Raw genomic sequence first — 19,249 nt, 5'->3', positions numbered from 1 at the left:
AGAATACGAACACCGTTCTGACGGTCGCCGGCGACCCCCTGCCCGTACAGGTGGCCAGGTCACGGGGCGTGACCAGCAGCGTTGCGGGTGACATGTGAACGGGCAGAGACCGCACGTTCGTCGCCTTGTGTAGGGCTAAGCTTGGCTTTTAACCCCTTGTGGCACGCCCCTGGGATCTGAAGCTTCATCGATCACTGCCGCCGGTCAATAACTCGTCCGTCGACGGCTCGGCATCGTTCCTGGTCAACAGCCTTTCGCTGACGTAGGGCGAGGTCAGGGCAAGAATGGATGTGGGCACGACGACGGCAGGAGGTTTCGGAACGCCGGCAGGACGGGGCTGGCGGGCGCCGATGTTCCAAAACCCCGACGCGTTACCCACCGTGGCCGCTGAAGTTCCCGGGACCTGGAAAGAGTCAGCGATCACTACGTTCCGCAGCGGTTCGGACCTTAAAACTCAAGCTAAGAGCGTGTTTGAGAGGGTGTTGATCAGGTCCAGGTGAATGTGCGGCGGGTCCGGCGGTGTGCTGGTGCGCCGCGGGTGATTTGGCGGGTCATCGCGGAGATCGCGGCCCCATCGGATGATGGCTTCGGAGGTTTCGGGTACGCGTTCGAGCCGGCGGCAGGCGGTTAGCCAGGCGAGGGTGCGGTCGACGACCCAGCGGCGCGGGTGTACGGCGAAGCCTTGCTGGTCGGCGGGTTTGCGGACGATCTCGATGGTGGTCTTGAGGATGTCGCGGGCCCAGTCGACCAGCCGTCCGGCGAAGCCCTGATCGGCGAAGATGTGCCGCATCGAGGGCGCGGCCAGGGTCGCGGCGACCAGGGTGCCCTTGGCGCCGTCGCGGTCCTGCCAGGAGGCTGCGAGGACCCAGACGGTGACCAGCAGCCCGAGCGTGTCGGTGACGATGAACCGTTTGCGGCCGTTGATCTTTTTGCCGGCGTCGTAGCCTCGACTGTCGGCCCCGACGGTGTCCGCGCCCTTGACGCTCTGGGAGTCGATGATCCCGGCCGACGGCTCCGCCGCTCGGCCAGCCTGCGCCCGGACCTTCACCCGCAGCGCGGCCAGCAGTCTTTGCATCACGCCGGCCTCCTCCCAGCGGGTGAAGTACCAGTACACCGTCTGCCATGGCGGCAGATCAGCGGGCAGGTACCGCCACGGACAACCCGCCCGCACCCACGTACAAGATCGCGTTCACGATCTCCCTACGTGGATGCTTCTCAGGCTGGCCATCGGTGCTCGCTTCCGGCAGCAGGGGCTCGATCAACGCCCACTGGTCGTCGGTCAGGTCGGACGGATATCCACGGCGAGGGGTCGGCACCGCACCACCCTGCCCGGCTCACCACCTCTGCGCACACCGCCGCCAGTCCACATTGGACCTTCTCAAACACGTTCTAAGCTTGGCTTTTAACCCCTTGTGGCACGCCCCTGGGATCTGAAGCTTCATCGATCACTGCCGCCGGTCAATAACTCGTCCGTCGACGGCTCGGCATCGTTCCTGGTCAACAGCCTTTCGCTGACGTAGGGCGAGGTCAGGGCAAGAATGGATGTGGGCACGACGACGGCAGGAGGTTTCGGAACGCCGGCAGGACGGGGCTGGCGGGCGCCGATGTTCCAAAACCCCGACGCGTTACCCACCGTGGCCGCTGAAGTTCCCGGGACCTGGAAAGAGTCAGCGATCACTACGTTCCGCAGCGGTTCGGACCTTAAAACTCAAGCTAAGGGCGTGTCCTACTTGGTGGCCTTGAGTAGGCGGCGGTAGGTCAGTAGGGCGCAGGCGAGGTCGGCGAAGGCTTGGAAATGTTGGGGCTTGCGGTCGTAGCGGCGTACGAGTCGGCGGTTGCGTAGCAGCCAGTTCAGGCAGGCCTCGACGATCCAGCGGTGCCGGCCGAGACGTTGGGATGACTCGATGCCCTTGCGGGCGATCCGGACCTTGATGCCGCGTCGGCGGACCTCGGCGCGCAGCGCGGGCTGGTCGTACGCCTTGTCCGCGTGCAGCTTGTCGGGCAGACGGCGGGGCCGGCCCCGCCGGCCACGGATCGGTGCGATCGAGTCCAGCAGTGGGATCAACAGTTGGGAATCGTGGGTGTTCGCGGCGGAGATCAGGCAGGTCAGCGGTACACCACGGCGGTCACACAGTACATGGATCTTGCTGCCGGGTTTGCCGCGGTCGACCGGGTTTGGCCCCGTGAGATCCCCCCTTTCTCAGCCCGGACCGCGATCGAATCGACCATTGCCCTGGACCAGTCGATCTCGCTGACCACACCCAGACGGTGCAGAAACTGCTGATGTAGCCGTTCCCACAGCCCATCGGCGGTCCACTGGGTGAACCGGCGGTGCGCAGTGGAGCGGGAGATCCCGAACATCTGCGTGGGCAGCTTCCACCACGAACAGCCCGCCTGGACCAGGTACACGATCGCCGCCAGCACCGCCCGGTCATCAGCCCGCCGCTTACCCCCACCCTGCCGGCGTACCGGCTGGGCCGGGATCAACGGCTGCGCAACCTGCCAGAAGTCATCCGGCGCCCAAGTACGGATCATTTCCTCCACCACGGAACAAAGATCCTGCCGCAGGCGGGACCACCATCCATCTAGGACACGCCCTAAGAACGAGCCCGGTGATCACATGACCGGTTTGGCGAAGGCTTACTTGATGTTTGCTATGGCCTGTCACCAAGCCGAGAGGCTTGACTTCGCCGCAGCGGCGGCCCGGCTGACGATTCAGACGGTCAATGAACTCGAACCCGAACAAGCCGCGCCTGCGCCAGATGGCGCAAGACCTCCTCGACCGGATCGACGTCCACTAGACCGCCGAGTAGCCCGGGGAATCCCAGCCCCCGGGCCCTCACAGAGTGAAGTAGGCCGCCGGCGAGGTGCCCGTGGTTCGGGTCCTTTTCCGTCGGCCCCTTCCCGAACCGGACAGGCGAGCTTTCCCCGCATCCGGCTCTCCAGTGGTCATATCCGGGTGGTGGCTGTGGCCCGTCCAGCGTGGATGTCCTGGTGACATGCTTGGCAGACCACGAGGGTCTTGCGTTTACGCATGGCCATCAGGCGTGCCCACGAAGGCCGCTCTGGCCGTCCTGACTTGTCGAGATCGGCGAGTTTGCGGATGTGGTGGACTTGCAGCCCTATCCGCCCTTCGCATAGCTCGCACTGTCCGGCCAGGAGCCGATGGATCAGCTCGTTGCGTCGGACGGTGGCCATGGTCGGCTTGAGATCGGCGATGACGGCGGTGCGCTGTCGTTTGAGGGGGATCCCGCCGAAGCGGGCGACCAGCGGCTTTCTCCCTCGGTCTCGCTGCACGGTGACCTGGAAGCCAGCCCGGGGACCGTCGGGGGTGTCGATGCTCGCCTTGTACTTGCGGGCCATCTTCGTGACGGAGGACTTGTGCTTCGCGGCCAGGGTCTTGAGCATCGAGGTCTCCATGACCCAACGCAGCAACGCCAGGCGGAACACGTCCTGGGCAAGGAGGTAGTACTGGACGAACCCACGGTATTCCGACCCGTACTTCGCGACGATCGTGAAGTCATCGTCGTGCAGCAGCGGGCCCGGAACGCGGGCTTTCCCTTGCTCATGTGGGCGGCGCACTTGCTCCGGATGACGTCTCGCGGCACGAACAGGCCGATCGCGGCGTTGACCGCCCGACGATGCCGGGTGATCTTCGTATCGGCGTGCTGTGTCCTGATCTCGTAGCCGAGGAACCGCGCCGCCTGGCTGGTGGCGTGGGTGATCAACGTCTTGGGTTCGGACAGCTCGAGCTTGAGCTCCTCACGCAGGAACGCCCGGATCTTCGACTTGATCTGTTCGGCTTCGTGCCGGGACCGGCGAACCCGAGCAGGAAGTCGTCGCAGTAGCGCACGTATCGAAGCCGTCGACAGCCTGGATCGTTGGGGTCCTGGCTCGGCAGGGTGCGGCGATGACGCCGCAGCGCCCGCACCGCCTCCCGGTCACCGTGCCGTTTCGCCTTCGCGATCTGGTTCTCGACGCTTTGATACGCGGGGTGAGTACGGCGACGCCCGCCACGGTGGTACTCCGGAACCAGTTGCCGTTCAACGAACTGGTCGAACCGAGGTTTGCTGCTGCACGCCGACTGGGAGCCAGGAAGCCCGCACGAATGGGAACAGTGGCCACATACACCGCGTTGTGCAACACCCGCAACCGTCCGGCGATCTCCGGGACCGGCACGTTCGGAGCGAACATCGCCGCAGCCCGCAACCGGACCACCTCACGCCGGGCACGGCCCTCAGCCGTCAGCCCCGCCACCATCGGGATAATGCACCCAAACCAGATACGCCACGCAGAGAGCATCGTGACGACGACACGCCGCATCTACTCTCGTCTAAACCTGACCATGCAGCCTCTGCATAGGTCCGAGCTATCGGAGGCAACGCATCTGAAGTCGTTTCGTGATCATTGACGTTGACAGGTACCATCCGCAGCATGCGCGACAAGAGGCCTCTCCTATCGGCGATCCTAGCTGTGTTGGCAACCGTTTGCGGAATTTTCCTCTTTGTTCTTTTGTTCAATGTCTGGCGTGTGTTCACTTTTGCGATTTCGCGTGTGTTCGCTTTTCCGATTTCGGTCGATTTTCCAAGCATTAACTGGGATGCTGTTGGTGCGATGGCAGGCGTCGCTGGCGTGGCAGTCGCTGCGGTCGCTCTAAAGCGACGGCGTTGACCTGGCATCGACCGCACTCGCGCAACTCGAGGGACCGCGTCACCGACGCTGGCGTCGCGGCGCAGCCAGTTCCGTGTCGAGAGTTCAGGCACGCCGCCGTCGCGGAGATAGATTGCGGAATGACGGCCAGCCACAGCAAGAGCTGGTAATCATACGAGCAGGTCGCAGCGTTCCTCCTCGCCCAAGTCGCATCAACCCTAAGGCTTGAACGCGTGGAAGACAAACAATGGATCACAGGACGGCGTTCCGACACCCGAATGGGAAATCGACGGCAACGACATGAGGGAAGGCAGCGCCGGATTTGTCGCTATCGAACGTCGTCGCTGCACTCGGGTCCAAACAGAAGCAAGAACAGGTGGCAGTGCTGGCCTATCGCATCATGGATACCGGCGCAGACCCGGGTATCATTGTCAGCCCTTTGGGGATCCAGGAAGGTGCTGCGATGATAGTGTTGGCCGAGAACAACCATCCAATTCACTTGGAAGAAACGTAACTGGATATGTGCCTGATTTAGGGGTGTAAGTATTGCCCGGGTGGTGTCTTGATGGTCAGGTGGTGGGGATCCAGGGGTTGCGTCCACCCCGACACCCACCGCCTCATCCCGCACGAGACCGAGCAGCACGTCGTCCACGACATCTTCACCCGCTACGCCGAAACCAGGGCCGGAACACGAGCCATCGCCGACCAGCTCAACGTGGAGGGGAAGCGGACTCGGGCCGGCAAGCCGTGGTCCGGGCACACCATCGGACGCATGCTCACCAACCGCCTCTACATCGGCGAAGTCGGCTTCCGCGACGTCGTCGTCCCCGACGCCCACCCGGCCATCATCGAAGCCGACCTGTTCGAGCGGTGCCAGCGCATCCTCACCGCCCGCGGCGAGGTCGGCTCAGCGCGGGCTGCGTCGAACTCGGACTACCACCTCACCGGACGGATCACCTGCCCGCGGTGTGGGCACAAGTACATCGGCACGGCGGCCACCGGCAAACTCCGCCGCTACCGCTACTACACCTGCTTCTCCCGCGCCCGATACGGCAAAGCTGGCTGCACCGCCCCACGCATCAACGCCGACCACCTCGACCCCGCCGTCGCCAGCGCCCTCATCGACTTCTACACCCACACCGACCTGATCACCGCCGCCATCGAAGCCGAACGAGAACTGCGTGCCGCCGGCAGCCACCAGCACACCGCCGAACTCGGCACCATCACCGCCCAGATCAAGACCACCGATGCCGCGATCGACCGGTACCTGACCGCGTTCGAGAACGAAACCCTCGATGAGCGCACCTGCGGCGCACGGGTACGCGATCTCACCGCCAAACTCGAACGGCTCAAGATCCGCCAGACGGAGTTGGCCGAGCTGATCCACGCCCAACCAGAGCCACCCAGCGCCCAAGCCATCAAACAACTCCGCCGCCAACTGGGGCAAGTCCTCGCACACGGAACCGCAGGTCAACGCAAAGCAGTCATCGAGGAACACATCGCCGAGGTCAAGATCCAGGGCGAGCAGCTCATACCGATCTTCAACGTCCCTACCAACGGCGAAGGGCCAGCCGACATTTCGACCGACCCCACATTTCGCTCATCACCCTACGTTGTGGAGCCGAGGGGACTCGAACCCCTGCCCCCACACTGCCAGTTCGGTCTACCCACGACGCGTATCGTCGCCGTCATGCCTGCCCCGCGCTGGTTCTTTCGCTTCATGTACGACTGCGAGAGCGCGGCCTGGGGGCGGCGACGCGATGAGCCGGAGCATCGTGAGCTGGTCGAGCGGACTGCCGATGAGCTCGCGAACGTGGTTGCACCGCCTGGACCTGTAGCCGACCTCGGCTGCGGACCTGGCGCGCACGCGCTCGCGCTGGCCCGGCGTGGTTATGACGTCGTCGGTGTCGATGGGTCACCTGGCATGGTCGAGGTCGCGCGGAGACGAGCTGCGCGCGACGAGGTCGACGCGACGTTCGACGTGCTCGATGTCAGCGCGCCGCTTCGCTTCGCGGACGCGTCGCTCGGAGGTGTTCTCGCGATCCTCGTCCTACAGCACCTCCCGTGTCCCGCGGCCTTCATCGCCGAGATCCGGCGCTGCCTCCGGCCGGGCGGGCACCTGTTGATCACCGCGCCCGCTCGCAACCGCACGTCGCTCACATCCCAGAACCTGTACTGGCGGCTGCGCGCTGCGTGCTACCACCTCGTGCCTGGCGTCGTCCGCTTCTACGACACGAACTCCCTGCCTCGTCTCGTCGAGGACCAGGGCCTGACCGTCGTCGAGTGCAGCGGTGAGCCCGGTCGCGTGAGCGTGTTGGCTCGCGCATGACATCGCCCGTCGAATGTGCCCTCCAACGCCGGGTCGCTGGCAGTGCCCCGACGACCCGTTTGCTACCAGGCGATCCGTCGTAAAGGTGTGGTCTCGGTTCTCGATCCGCAACCCACGGATGCGGAAGAATCGTGGCCCGCTCACACGCCGAGTGGTGCGGCGTGCTCGACGTGCTGACCGCCGGACAGCTGCTACTGCTCGCCTGGTGAGCGTTCGGGCCCCGTAGCTTGCTGGGTGGTGTGAGGACGGCCGCCCGCACGCGGCCGTCCTCAGAGGTCTTGCGGATGCGGAGCGCTTGCCCCGGGGTTCAGCGGTTCGCAGGCCCGCCTCCAGGGGCTGGCTGGACCCGCTCGAACCGTACCCGGCTCATGAATCCCGGCAGGTCACTGAGCACGTACAGCTCGCCGTGCACGTCGGCGTCGATCGCGGTCGGCTGGGTGGGGAAGCTGCCGATCGTGGCGGTCTCGTAGCCACCCGTGGACTTGGGGCGCACGGCGAACGCGCGGGTCGAGCAGTAGTCGCTCGCGATGTAGGTCCCCCGTGCCTCCGGGGTGGCGGACCCTCGGTACACCACGCCGCCGGTCACCGAGCAGCCGTCCGTCATGAAATGTTCGTACTCGAAGACCGGGTCGGTGTACCGCACGCCCGCCCGGCATTGCTCCGGGTCGAAGACCGGGGTGCCCTCCCGGCAGGACCAGCCGAGGTTCGCCCCACGCTGCCACGGGCGGATGTGGTTGATCTCCTCGACCAGGCCCTGGCCGACGTCACCGATCCACAGCGAGTTGTCGACCGGGTCGATGGAGAAGCGCCACGGGTTGCGCAGCCCGTAGACCCAGATTTCTGGCCGCGCGCCGCGCGTGCGGACGAACGGGTTATCGGAGGGCACGCAGTAGGGCTTCGCCCCGCAGGCGCGGTTGACGTCGATCCGCACGATCTTGCCGAGCAGGGTGCCGAGGTCCTGACCGGCCTTGAACGGGTCATTCGCGTGGCCGCCGTCGCCGAGGGACCAGTAGAGGTAGCCGTCGCGGCCGAACGCTACCTGTCCGCCATTGTGGTTGCCGTACTCGGCGTGCTCCTGGGTCAGTAGCACCTGCACCCGCTCAGGAGCGCCGATGGGCACCCGCGCCAGGGTTAGCGCGCCGGCGGGCAGGCTGGTGTAGGCCACGTAGAGCATCCCGGTCCGCGCGAAGTTCGGCGCGGGCGTGATACCGAGGAGGCCGCGCTCGTTGTCCGACGTGTCGATCCGGGCGGTCAGGTCGAGTACTGGCTCAGCCGCCAAGCCGGTGTCGGGGTGGTAGGCGCGGACGGTGCCGTTTTTTTCCGCGATCAGCATCCGGCCGTCCGGCAGCCCGGTGAGCGCGATCGGACGCTGGAGACCGAAAGCCACCTGTTCGAATACCACCGTCAGCTCAGTGAGTGGCACCGCGCGGGTGCGGGACGCGCCGGCTGCGGCGGTGCCGGCAACCGATGCTGGTGGCAACAGGAACGTGGACAGGGCCAGAACGAGCAGAACGGCCAGTACGGTGGCCGGGCGACGACGCCGTGGCGACATGTTTCAGCTCCTTGAGCAGAGTGGCGGACGCAAACCTGGGAGCGCTTCCAACATACATTGACTTTCACCTATATCCAACCTGTCATCCTGCCGTCTTCACGGACAGGTCGGGCAGGGTCGGCTGCGGCTGGCCGCCGGCGCCGGCCCACTGTCCCGGGCACGCCGACTCGGCGGCTTCGCACTAACCCTGCTGGGCCTGCCGATGCTCACCGCAGGCCTGCGCCCGCTGCGGAGCGACCCTTCGTTGGCCAGCGATGTGCCGCTCATGCTGGCCGCCGTGGTCCCGGCTGGACGCCGGCGAGGTCGCCAAGGACGTGGAGTGGCCAACGCTCGTCTTCTTCGCCAGCCTGTTCGTGATGGTCAGCGCTCTGGTCAACACCGGAGTCATCGACGAGATCTCCCGGGCGGCACCGAAGGCCGGATGTTTTCGCTCGATGCTGCTGCTGTGGGGATCGGCGCTGCTGTCCGCGGTCATCGACAACATCCCCTACGGGCTTGATTCGATCGGCGACCATCGTGACATGAGGCGATGGGAACGGCCGTACGCGTCGGATCAGCGAGTACGGACTCCAATCGCGATCATTTTTCCGAACGACCACGCTGCCTTGGGCCTCCGTAGCGGAAATTCGCAGCGGCATATCCACCACCGGCATCCCACCGGCCGCACGGCTATCGTCCCTGCTGAAGGGGCCGGGTTAGTCGTAAATCCCCGCCAAGACAGGGAGAAGAGTCTGTGGAACGAGTGAGCATTCGGCCGGCCGTAGGGATTGCCTTGGCCTCTGCGGTGCTGGCCATTGGGTGCTCTGCTGGCCGGCCCACGACCAGCAGCCCGGAGTCCCCGCCAGGCACAAGCCTCGCCGCCGACGCGACCACCACCGCGATCGATCGTCTCAAGGCCGGCACCGCATTCATCGACCAGGTTAGCTTCGCCGCCACCGTCGTGATCACCGATGGTGAACTTACGTTCGAGGCGCGTACCGACAACGTGAACAAACGTGCCGCCGTGACCGTTACGACTCCTGCAAACGTCACCCAGATTCGCATGATCGGCGACGCCGTCTACCTGGCATCCGACCCGCCTCTTTCCACCGCCCCTAAAGGCTGGATGATTCTGGACCCGGCGAAGGTCCCGGCGAGCTTCGCCCCGAGCTTCGATCGCGGAAAGAACGACCCCGGCGGCTCAGCGCGCCTGATCAACGCGATCACCTCGGCTCAGGTAACCGGCAGCGAGGTTTCCGGCACCATTGACCTTGTCAAGATCGGTACCGGAAACGGGATATCCTTTCGATTCGATCCAGGTAGCACGGTTCCCGACAGTGCACGACGCCAAGAGTTCCGGGCCGCGCTGGACAGTCAGGGCCGGCTGACGAGCTTCGCCGTCCTGGGCTCCCAAGGTGTGCCGAGGGCGCGCCTCGAATATCGCGGCTTCGGCACCGCGGTTACGGTTTCGCGCCCGCCTGCTGCGGTGCCGGCGCCCGATACTGTCTACCCCCTGTTGGGCCTTCGATAGGTATCTTGGGGCCTCACGGTCGTCCTCGGTTGATATCTCGTCAGCCGTGTTGCGACGTTGGCTTCTCGTCGGCGAGGGCGGCGGCCCAGTCGTCGGACCAGCGGACGAGCGGACGCAGCGCGCGGTAGGCGTCGTGCCCGAGCGGGGTGAGGGCGTAGGTCGTATCCGGGTGCTGCTCGACGACGAGGGCCGTCGCCAGGTCGGTCAGCCGCTGCCGGAGGACGCTGGACGACATGTTGTCGCAGCGCTGTTGCAGGGCGCGGAAGCCGAGCGGACCGCGTTGCAGCTCCCAGACGATGCGCAGGCTCCAGCGCCGCCCGAAGAGGTCGAGCGCGGCCATCAGGGGTCGGCCGGTGCTCGACCCGCGCACCGGCCTGCCTGGCGTGGGCGTCGGCATCGCGATCCCGCTCCCTTCTCCCGCGCTTCTGCTTCCGATACAGTACCGATTCGGATCTGATTCTTTTTTCGAAGCACTTAGAGGGTGTTTGCCATGACCACGGGGTTGCGTACAGCACTGACCGACCGGCTCGGCATCACCGTGCCGGTGGTGCAGGCACCGGTCGGTTCCGCGGCGGCGCCCGAGCTCGCCGCCGCGGTGTCGGAGGCCGGCGGGCTCGGCATGCTGGCCCTGACCTGGCACCGCTCCGACGAGGCGCGCGACCAGATCCGGGAGGTGCGGCGGCGCACCTCCCGGCCGTTCGGGGTCAACCTGGTGCTCGACTTCCCGGTGGCGGACACGCTGGCGGTCTGCCTGGACGAGGCTGTTCCGGTCGTCTCGACGTTCTGGGGCGACCCGGCACCTGCCAGCCAGCTGATCCGCGAGGCCGGGGCGCTGCACATGCACACGGTCGGCAGCGTGACCGAGGCGCGGCACGCGGCCGGCTGCGGTGTCGATGTCATCGTGGCCCAGGGCTGGGAGGCCGGAGGTCACGTGCGCGGGACGACCACCACGATGGTCCTGGTGCCGTCCGTCATCGACGCGGTCGGCTCGATCCCGGTCGTAGCGGCCGGAGGCATCAGCGACGGCCGTGGCATCGCCGCGGCGCTGGCCCTGGGCGCGCAGGGCGTATGGCTGGGCACCCGCTTCCTAGCCACCCACGAGGCGAGCGCGCACCGCCTGTACCAGGACCGGCTTGTCGCCTCCGGCGCCACGGACACGGCGCTGACCCGCTGCTTCGACGGCGGCTGGCCCGACGCGCCGCACCGGGCCTTAGGCAACCCCACCCTGCGACGCTGGGAATCCGCCGGCTCCCCTCCCGCACCTGGGCGCCCAGGCGAGGGCGACGTCGTGGCCGTCGGCGACGACGGCCGCACCCATCACCGGTACGAGGACATGATCCCCGTCCCCGGCATGACCGGAGACCTGGCGGAGATGGCCCTCTACGCCGGCCAGTCGGTCGAGCTCGTCCACGATGTCCGCCCCGCCGGTGCGCTCGTCCGCGACCTCACGACGCGTGCCATCGACGTCATAGCGCAGATGCGTGGTACCACGTCTCCCGCATAGTCGCCCCTGCTACTGTCGCGCGTGCCGCTGACGGGGCAGTACAAGTACGTCGGTCCGGCCGAGCTGCGCGGCCGGCTTGTCGCGGTGGATGCTGTTGTCGTAGCGGCGTCTGCCGCCCTTGACGGCTGGCTGGCCGGGCGAGACCGCGGGGAGCTCGTCGAGCCCTTCACCTTCGTCATCGCACTCGACGGCTCGCTCCGGCTTGCGCCTCGCCGCGGCGAGCACGTTGCCCTCGCTGAAGGTCGGGACGTCCTGGCCGCCGGAGAGATGGCGTTCGCGCGGGCCGAGACCGGTTGGTGCGTCGTCGAGGTGACAAACCAGTCGACCGGGTACTGCCCCGATCCGGACTGCTGGCCGGCCGTGGCCACAGCACTCGACCGGGCGGGCGTTCAGCATCCCGGCGGCTTCACCGAAGAGATCACCTTCCGTCGCTGTCCCACCTGCGGCGAGCGCAACATCGTGCGGGACGGCGACTTCACCTGCGCCCTGTGCGGCGGCGCACTGCCGCCACACTGGAACTTCACAACCAATTGATGATCGGCAATCTGGGTACGAAACGGGCGGTAGCCGCGGGTGTAGCACGAGCTTGGACAGGTCGTGGTGCCGGGGCACCACGACGTGTCGGTTCGGCAGCCCGATGCTCAGCTGGAAACGACCGCGACGGGGCACCATCGGCGGCGCGACCGCTACAGCATCGGCGTCCCTATGCGCGCCAGCGGCACCACCGCCGGCACCGAACGCCCGGATCGCATCAGATCCGGACACCAAGATCACATGCTCGGTCATCATCGACACGCGACCAAACGCGCGCGATCAGCGGCAGATGAACCAGCAATGCCTTTTGCTATTGACCGTACGATCGGCGCAGCCGTTCGTTGATGAGGACGTTGAGCCGGAACCGCATATGCCCAATCTTGCTGGCCGCCGGCTCCGGTCCCGGCGTCAGCAGCGTCCATCGCAGCCGACTCTCATAGCCATCCGGCTCAATGTCGAACCGTATCCGTTCGTCCAGCCTGTCCGGCCAAAGCGACGACCAGACCACGAGGCTCGGCTCGAGGCAATCCAGGATCTGTGGATCGACCTCGCCATCAAGCAGGTCCAGCCATTGCCGAGCCACAGGATCGCGAGGCCGGACCAGCGACGCCCAAACCACCCGGGCAGGCGCTGGCTGCGACCGCATCCGGCTACCCAACTCGATCACAGGCCCGAGGGTATCGGCCCCACCAGTCCAGCAGCGCGCCCGCCTGGCGGCAGATGAGTGAACTGGGAAGCCATCTCGGCTGTTGACCGTACGGCCGCCGCGACGGCTCCGCTGAGGTGATGCGGATCTGTGGCGAGGGCGTGGCTATGGGATCCGAGCGGCCAGGTTGCGCAAGAGTCCGCGGCGCATCCGGTGGGACGCACCCTGCTGTTTAGCCAGGATGAGAATTTCCGCGGGATCCAACTCGGGGCGTTGCGCAAGGGCGAGAGCCGTGGCATACGGCCTGCCGTTTGGCTGCCGCAACAGTGCCAGCGTTTGCCGAACTACTCGCAGCAGCACCGTCCGGTCGGCGTTCGGATGATGGGCGACCGTCGCCAGCAGGTAACAGCGATCCCAGCGATCGAGGTCCTCGGTCCGCAGCAGCGCGGTCAGGATCTGAGCGTCCGCGAGTGGGTGTGCGGCAACGGCCTTACGTACAAACGGGTACGGGCTGGCGGCCAGGCCGCGCAGCACCTCTTGGTCGACCCGCGGATCTGTGACCAGATTCAGGTAATCGCGAGGCGAACGCGCGCGTGGCAGCAACTCGTCGATGTCGGCCACCACAACAGCGTGGCAGCCGGCACCAGTACACGCGACGAGGTTTCCGCGAATGGTCCCTTCCCCGACGGCAAGCCCATCCGCGAAGGCTGCCCCCGGATACCATCCCGCTGCCGCACGTCCACAGTTCCATGTGCGCGAACTTGCGCGACCCCGCCGGCCACGAGATCGTGATGACCGTCGCGCTGGAGTTATCGCGAAGGAGGAGTCGTGGCGATCGCCTTCGAGTTGGCGGTCAATTTCGGGTCGAATGAGACTGCTGCTCGAGCCGCCCACGACCTCGTCATCTACAGCGGGCATCTGGCCGCCGGACGCCGACGTATCGGCCTGCATAAACCGCTGCTCAACCACAACCGTCGCACCGACAACGTGCCGTACCTGGAAATGAGTGTCATACCGGTCGGCGTCGGGTGGGGCGTCGCCCTGGATGACGGGCACGAGCCCGTGCGGCTGACCGCCGCGGAACTGACGGAACTGGGCCGAGGGTTGTACCAGTTGCTGGCTCGGTTCACCGGTTACCAGGCTGCCCAGGTTGGGTGGGACCCGGAATGGCGCGTGGATCCGGCCGAACTGCGGCAGGAGTGGACCGACGAACTCGCAACCGGCACCTTGCCCGGCCTGGTACTGGCCGAAGACGTCCTCTCGGAGATGCGCGGCTCGGGCTTCGTGCTGTTCGCCCCGGGCTTCTACTGGATCCCGTACGCGGGTGAGCACTCATCGACGCTCACCCGCGACGACGGAACATCCTGAGGCCTCCTCGGCGCCGACCCGCGTACGCACTCCAGCGCGCGTGCCGGCCAGATCCCGCAGCGCCCGATCAGCGGCATGAGGGTGCGTTCGACCCGACTTTGGCATTTGAATTGCTGCTTGCTGTTCTCCTTAAGCGGTGCTGAGTCCGCCGGAAGCCTAGCGTCGAGTTGGTGGCCTGATTTTGATCTCTGGTTGGTGTGGCCCTTATTCGCTGTGGTTTGCGGATCATTCCTTCCCGGCTTGTGGCACCTGGATGGATGAGAGGGGCGCTGGTTGGGTGTTTGTAGAGTCTGCGGGTACGCCATGGCTGATGTTGAGGGAGTGGCGATGCGGGCGTTGATCACTGTTGACGGCGGTGGGGACGAGTTGGCCGGCGTGTCGTTGTATCGCTGGCTTCGTGATGATCCGCAGGTGGCTCGGGATGCGTCGGTGTCGTTCGAGCCGTCCAGTTCCGGGTCGACGATGGGTGGGTTCGAGGTCATCCAGGCCATCGTGGCCAACAGCCTTGGGTTGGGGAGCCTGGTGGTGTCGTTCCTGGCGTGGCGGGATTCTCGGCCGCGGCCGGTGCTGCCGGTTATCCGGCTCCAGGTTGGCGAGGTGGCGGTGACGGTTGAGGGCTTGGGGCCGGATGAGGTACGGCGGGTCGTTGACGCTCTCACCGCCGCCGGCGAGGATGCGGAAGAGACGGATGCTGCTGATGCGCGGGAGATAGCGGGATAGTGGAGGTTTTCGCGGATCTTCCGGACCCGGCGTCGTCGCGGGTGGTCCTGATGGGCGTTGCCGAGTACGCGAGTCTGCATGCCCTTCCCGCAGTGCGGAACAATCTGGTCGGGTTGGGGCAGGCGTTGACTCGGCCGCAGGTGTGGGGGCTGCCGGAGAGCAATCTGACCGTGCTCGGCGAGGTGGAGCTGAAGAAGGCGGGCGAGCCGGCCCGGTTCGTGATCGATCGACTGACTGCGGTCGCGGGCCAGGCTGAGGATGCGTTGGTCGTGTACTACGCGGGTCATGGTCTGCCGGATGAGGACGGTGAAAGCGACCTGTATCTTGCGTTGCCGACCTCGGTAGCACGGCAGGCCTCGTATACGGCACTGCCGTTCGAGCAGGTCCGGCGGGCGGTACGCCGGTCCAAGGCCCGCCGCAAGCTGGTGATCATCGATTGTTGCTACAGCGGGATGGCGCATCAGCGGGCGATGGCCGCATCAGATCTGGGCGCCCGGTTCGCGATCGCCGATACCTGCGTGCTGACCGCGACGACCGCGACCCGGCAGGCATTGGCGCCGGAGGGTGAGCGGTACACGGCGTTCACCGGTGAGCTGATTCGACTGCTGAGCACGGGGCTGGAAGACGGACCGTCTGTTTTGGACGTCGGCACGCTGTACGCCCACCTGCGCCAGGCGCTGATCGCCAAGTCGCTGCCCGAACCGGACATGCGTGACCGCGGGCTCGGCGCCCGGATCGCCATCGCCCGGAACCTGGCCCGCCAGCGAGCGGTCGCTGGCGGTCAAGACGCTGCCGGTACGGCTGCAACGACTGGTTGGGGTGCCAGGTCCCGGTATGTGCAGCAGGTACGCGATATTGCACCTGTCGGTGGCGCGCTCGGGCGGGAGCAGGAGTTGGCGGAGTTGGCCGACTTCTGTACCACCCCGGCGGCTGGTGGTGGTGTGGACGAGGCGTATGTGTGGTGGCAGGCGCCGCCGTGGGCGGGAAAGTCCGCGCTGATGTCCACCTTCGTCCTCAACCCGCCCGCTGGGGTGCGGGTGGTGTCGTTCTTCGTGACCGGACGGCTCGCCGCCCAAGCGGACTCGAACGCGTTCACCGACGCCCTGCTGGAACAGCTGTCTACCCTGACCGGACAGGACCTACCCGGTTCGCTGCCGCCGGGCCAGCGGGACACGTACCGGCGGGACCTGCTGGACACCGCCGCAGCCCAAGCCGAACAACGCGGGCAGCGGCTGGTGCTCGTGGTCGACGGCCTGGACGAGGACCACGGCGGCCGCCCAGGATCCGGGATCCCGAGCATCGCCTCCCAACTACCCAAACAACCCGCACACGGGATGCGGATCATCCTGGCCGGCCGCCCCCACCCACCAATCCCCGGCGACGTACCCCCGGACCACCCCATCCGAGCCTGCCGCCGCCGCCCACTCGCCCCGTCGGAGCACGCCCAGCAGACCGCTTACCTCGCCAAACGGGAGCTCGACGAACTGCTGGCCGGCGACGTCCGGCAGCGGGAACTGGTCGGTGTCATCACCGCCAGCGGCGGCGGACTAACACTGTCCGAACTGGAAGAACTGACCGGCCTGGCCGCCTTCGAGGTCGAAGGCATGCTCGACGGCGTCTGCGGCCGGACCCTCGCTGGCCGCGCCGACTACGCCCTCACCCAACAGCGGCAGCTGTTCCTGTTCGCCCACGAGACTCTCCGCGCGCACGCTGAGCAACGCCTCGGCAAACTGGTCACCGTCTACCGGGACAAGATCCACCAATGGATCGACAGCTATCGACAACGCCGATGGCCGCCCGGCACACCCGCGTATGCGTTGCACGGCTACTTCCAGATGCTCACCGACCAACACGACCTCGAACGCATGCTCCACCTCGCCGTCGACCCACGCCGACACGACCGCATGCTCGACATCACCGGCGGCGACACCGCCGCCCTCACCGAAATCCGCACCCTCCAAGACCGCCACCTTCAGGCCACCGAGCCAGACCTCTACGCCCTCGCCCGCCTCTGCGTGCGCCGCACCACCCTCGCCGACCGCAACGCCAACATCCCCACCGACCTACCCGCCGTATGGGCCACCCTCGGCCACACCACCCGCGCCGAAGCCCTCACCAACGCCATCACCGACCCGAACCGGCAGGCACAGGCCCTGACCGCGCTGGTGACAGCAGCGGCGAAGACCGGCGACTACAGCCGGGCCGTAGGTCTAGCCGACCAGGCCGAGCAGATCGTCCACACCATCACCGACTTGAACGAGCAAGCGCAGGCGTTGTCCACACTGGCCGCAGCGGTCGGCCAGGCAAGCGACCACGACCGGGTTACACGCCTGGCCGATCGGGCCGAGCAGATCGCCCGCACCATCACCGACCCGTACAGGCAGGCGCAGGTGTTGGCCCCGCTGGCCACGGCGCTCGCGCAGGCGGGCGACCTCGATCGGGCCGAGCAGATCGCCCGCACCATCACCAACCCGTACGGGCAGGCGCAGGCGTTGACTGATCTGGCGACGGCGCTCGCGCAGGCCGGCCACCACGACCGGGCCGAGCAGATCGCTCACACCATCACCAACCCGCGCGTGCAGACGCAGGCGCTGGCCGCACTGGCCACAGCGCTCGCGCAGGCCGGCCACTACGACCGTGCAACCGGCTTAGCCGACCGGGCCGAGCAGATCGCCCGCACTTTCACCGACCCGTACGAGCAGGCGCAGGTGTTGGCCGCACTGGCCACGGCGCTCGCGCAGGCCGGCCACTACGACCGTGCAACCGGCTTAGCCGACCGGGCCGAGCAGATCGCCCACACCATCACCGACCCGACCCGGCAGGCGCGGATGCCGACCGCACTGGCCTCAGCCTTCGCACAGGCCGGCCACCACGACCGGGCCGAGCAGATCGCCCGCACCATCACCGACCCGCACGAGCAGGCGCGGGCACTGACCGCACTGGCCGCAGCGCTCGCGCAGGCCGGCCACCACGACCGGGCAACCGGCTTAGCCGACCAGGCCGAGCAGATCGCCCACACCTTCACCGACCCGAACCAGCAGGCGCAGGTGTTGGCCGCACTGGCCAGGGCGCTCGCGCAGGCCGGCCACCACGACCGGGCCGAGCAGGTCGCTCACACCATCCCCAACTCGTACCTGCAGGCGCTGGTGTTGGCCGCACTGGCCACAGCGCTCGCACAGGCTGGCCACCACGACCGGGCCGAGCAGGTCGCTCACACCATCACCGACCCGCACGAGCAGGCGCAGGCGTTGACTGATCTGGCCACGGCGCTCGCACAGGCCGGCCACCACGATCACGCAACCGGCTTAGCCGACCAGGCCGAGCAGATCGCCCGCACTATCACCGACCCGTACCAGCAGGCGCAGGCGTTGACTGATCTGGCCACGGCGCTCGCGCAGGCCGGCCACCACGACCGGGCCGAGCAGATCGCCCGCACCATCACCGACCCGAACCAGCAGGCGCAGGTGTTGGCCGCACTGGCCACGGCGCTCGCACAGGCCGGCCACCACGACCGTGCAACCGGCTTAGCCGACCAGGCCGAGCAGATCGCCCACACCATCACCGACCCGAACCAGCAGGCGCAGGTGTTGGCCGCACTGGCCACGGCGCTCGCACAGGCCGGCCACCACGACCGTGCAACCGGCTTAGCCGACCAGGCCGAGCAGATCGCCCACACCATCACCGACCCGAACCAGCAGGCGCAGGTGTTGGCCGCACTGGCCACGGCGCTCGCACAGGCCGGCCACCACGACCGTGCAACCGGCTTAGCCGACCAGGCCGAGCAGATCGCCCACACCATCACCGACCGGAACCAGCAGGCGTGGATGCCGACCGCACTGGCCCCAGCCTTCGCACAGGCCGGCCACCACGACCGGGCCGAGCAGATCGCCCACACCATCACCAACCCGACCCAGCAGGCGCTGGTGTTGGCCGCACTGGCCAGGGTGCTCGCGCAGGCCGGCCACTACGACCGGGCAACCGGCTTGGCCGACCGGGCCGAGCAGATCGCCCACACCATCACCGACCCGAACCAGCAGGCGCAGGTGTTGGCCGCACTGGCCACGGCGCTCGCGCAGGCCGGCCACCACGACCGGGCCGAGCGGATCGCTCACACCATCCCCTACCCGCACCTGCAGGCGTATGCGCTCACAGAACTAGCCGCCCAATCGTTCGAAGCCCGATCCCGGAAACTCTTGGGGACCGCCCTCACAATCGGCGATTGGAGTGACTCCGTGGGGCAACTCATTCGCAAAGGTGCGGCAGGGAATCGAGGACTGCTTGCACAACTCACGGATGAGGGCGTAGTCACTTAGGACCGGGGCAGACATCACGAAGGCCACCGCCGATACGAGGGCAACCGCGAACGGAAGCTACTCGCATCGACAGATCCGGATGTTCATTGGTTAGTGGCATCTGTCTCGGTGTTGAGCGTCGTC

19 protein-coding genes are annotated in these 19,249 nt (G+C 66.9%); 12 read left to right on the top strand and 7 right to left on the bottom strand.

The window, feature by feature from the left end; all coding sequences use genetic code 11:
- Positions 1–454: 454 nt before the first annotated feature.
- From Pflav_RS07550 to Pflav_RS43405, 3 genes are all read right to left on the bottom strand, one after another.
- Positions 455–1,316, bottom strand: a protein-coding gene (locus Pflav_RS07550; protein ID WP_377309367.1) for an IS5 family transposase whose coding sequence is annotated in 2 segments (ribosomal slippage) — positions 455–1,165 and positions 1,167–1,316 — 861 coding nt in all. Because the reading frame shifts where the segments join, the coding sequence is not laid out codon by codon here.
- A 410-nt stretch (positions 1,317–1,726) separates the two neighbouring features.
- Positions 1,727–2,535, bottom strand: a protein-coding gene (locus tag Pflav_RS07545; RefSeq protein ID WP_173034816.1) for an IS5 family transposase whose coding sequence is annotated in 2 segments (ribosomal slippage) — positions 1,727–2,190 and positions 2,190–2,535 — 810 coding nt in all. Because the reading frame shifts where the segments join, the coding sequence is not laid out codon by codon here.
- Positions 2,536–2,949: 414 nt separating this feature from the next.
- Positions 2,950–3,582 carry an HNH endonuclease gene (locus Pflav_RS43405; RefSeq protein ID WP_197938174.1) on the bottom strand — a complete coding sequence of 211 codons (633 nt, stop codon included), beginning with the start codon at positions 3,580–3,582 and terminating at the stop codon, positions 2,950–2,952.
- On the opposite strand from Pflav_RS43405, the gene Pflav_RS43400 reads away from it, so the two are divergent.
- The 5 genes from Pflav_RS43400 (at position 3,570) to Pflav_RS07525 (ending at position 6,979) form a co-directional block, all read left to right on the top strand.
- The gene (locus Pflav_RS43400) at positions 3,570–3,848 is read left to right on the top strand and encodes a hypothetical protein (protein ID WP_197938172.1); all 279 of its coding nucleotides are present in this window, start codon (positions 3,570–3,572) and stop codon (positions 3,846–3,848) included. The two genes, Pflav_RS43405 and Pflav_RS43400, sit on opposite strands and share 13 nt — an antisense overlap.
- A gap of 62 nt (positions 3,849–3,910) precedes the next feature.
- Positions 3,911–4,411: a hypothetical protein gene (locus Pflav_RS43395; protein WP_197938170.1), complete on the top strand. Its 501-nt coding sequence runs from the start codon at positions 3,911–3,913 to the stop codon at positions 4,409–4,411.
- A 23-nt stretch (positions 4,412–4,434) separates the two neighbouring features.
- Complete coding sequence (locus Pflav_RS07535; RefSeq protein ID WP_173034814.1) at positions 4,435–4,671, top strand: hypothetical protein; 237 nt, start codon at positions 4,435–4,437, stop codon at positions 4,669–4,671.
- Positions 4,672–5,026: 355 nt separating this feature from the next.
- On the top strand, positions 5,027–5,164 hold the full coding sequence (locus tag Pflav_RS07530; RefSeq protein WP_173034812.1) for a hypothetical protein: 138 nt from the start codon (positions 5,027–5,029) through the stop codon (positions 5,162–5,164).
- Between the two features lie 51 nt (positions 5,165–5,215).
- The gene (locus Pflav_RS07525; RefSeq protein WP_173034810.1) at positions 5,216–6,979 is read left to right on the top strand and encodes a methyltransferase domain-containing protein; all 1,764 of its coding nucleotides are present in this window, start codon (positions 5,216–5,218) and stop codon (positions 6,977–6,979) included.
- Between the two features lie 307 nt (positions 6,980–7,286).
- Here the strand turns inward: Pflav_RS07525 and Pflav_RS07520 are convergent, their stop codons facing one another.
- Positions 7,287–8,531, bottom strand: coding sequence for a PQQ-dependent sugar dehydrogenase (locus Pflav_RS07520; RefSeq protein ID WP_173034808.1), 1,245 nt, complete (start codon positions 8,529–8,531; stop codon positions 7,287–7,289).
- Positions 8,532–8,785: 254 nt separating this feature from the next.
- Here Pflav_RS07520 and Pflav_RS49265 point away from each other — a divergent pair, with 254 nt between their 5' ends.
- Both Pflav_RS49265 and Pflav_RS07505 read left to right on the top strand, forming a co-directional pair.
- The gene (locus Pflav_RS49265; protein WP_425568100.1) at positions 8,786–9,277 is read left to right on the top strand and encodes an SLC13 family permease; all 492 of its coding nucleotides are present in this window, start codon (positions 8,786–8,788) and stop codon (positions 9,275–9,277) included.
- On the top strand, positions 9,265–10,041 hold the full coding sequence (locus Pflav_RS07505; RefSeq protein WP_173034806.1) for a hypothetical protein: 777 nt from the start codon (positions 9,265–9,267) through the stop codon (positions 10,039–10,041). The genes Pflav_RS49265 and Pflav_RS07505 overlap by 13 nt, the downstream gene beginning before the upstream one ends.
- A gap of 40 nt (positions 10,042–10,081) precedes the next feature.
- On the opposite strand, the gene Pflav_RS07500 is transcribed toward Pflav_RS07505, so the two are convergent.
- A complete protein-coding gene (locus tag Pflav_RS07500) occupies positions 10,082–10,438 on the bottom strand; it encodes a winged helix-turn-helix transcriptional regulator (RefSeq protein ID WP_173034804.1) in 357 nt (118 codons plus the stop codon).
- A gap of 93 nt (positions 10,439–10,531) precedes the next feature.
- On the opposite strand from Pflav_RS07500, the gene Pflav_RS07495 reads away from it, so the two are divergent.
- Entirely contained in the window at positions 10,532–11,545 is a 1,014-nt protein-coding gene (locus tag Pflav_RS07495; protein WP_173034802.1) for an NAD(P)H-dependent flavin oxidoreductase, read from the top strand.
- A gap of 21 nt (positions 11,546–11,566) precedes the next feature.
- Entirely contained in the window at positions 11,567–12,079 is a 513-nt protein-coding gene (locus tag Pflav_RS07490; protein WP_173034800.1) for a TFIIB-type zinc ribbon-containing protein, read from the top strand.
- Positions 12,080–12,389: 310 nt separating this feature from the next.
- Here the strand turns inward: Pflav_RS07490 and Pflav_RS07485 are convergent, their stop codons facing one another.
- Both Pflav_RS07485 and Pflav_RS07480 read right to left on the bottom strand, forming a co-directional pair.
- Entirely contained in the window at positions 12,390–12,746 is a 357-nt protein-coding gene (locus Pflav_RS07485) for a hypothetical protein (protein WP_173034798.1), read from the bottom strand.
- Between the two features lie 144 nt (positions 12,747–12,890).
- A complete protein-coding gene (locus tag Pflav_RS07480) occupies positions 12,891–13,346 on the bottom strand; it encodes a hypothetical protein (protein ID WP_173034796.1) in 456 nt (151 codons plus the stop codon).
- A gap of 207 nt (positions 13,347–13,553) precedes the next feature.
- Here Pflav_RS07480 and Pflav_RS07475 point away from each other — a divergent pair, with 207 nt between their 5' ends.
- The 3 genes from Pflav_RS07475 (at position 13,554) to Pflav_RS07465 (ending at position 19,126) form a co-directional block, all read left to right on the top strand.
- Positions 13,554–14,093, top strand: coding sequence for a hypothetical protein (locus Pflav_RS07475; protein WP_173034794.1), 540 nt, complete (start codon positions 13,554–13,556; stop codon positions 14,091–14,093).
- Between the two features lie 327 nt (positions 14,094–14,420).
- Positions 14,421–14,813 (top strand): effector-associated constant component EACC1, encoded by a 393-nt coding sequence (locus tag Pflav_RS07470; protein WP_173034792.1) that lies wholly within the window; start codon positions 14,421–14,423, stop codon positions 14,811–14,813.
- Positions 14,813–19,126, top strand: coding sequence for a caspase, EACC1-associated type (locus Pflav_RS07465; RefSeq protein WP_415624311.1), 4,314 nt, complete (start codon positions 14,813–14,815; stop codon positions 19,124–19,126). The genes Pflav_RS07470 and Pflav_RS07465 overlap by 1 nt, the downstream gene beginning before the upstream one ends.
- Positions 19,127–19,249 lie beyond the last annotated feature (123 nt).

Origin of the sequence: Phytohabitans flavus (genome assembly GCF_011764545.1) — a bacterium.
GTDB classification, from domain to species: Bacteria; Actinomycetota; Actinomycetes; order Mycobacteriales; family Micromonosporaceae; genus Phytohabitans; species Phytohabitans flavus.
This window is presented reverse-complemented; position numbering and strand designations above follow the sequence as displayed.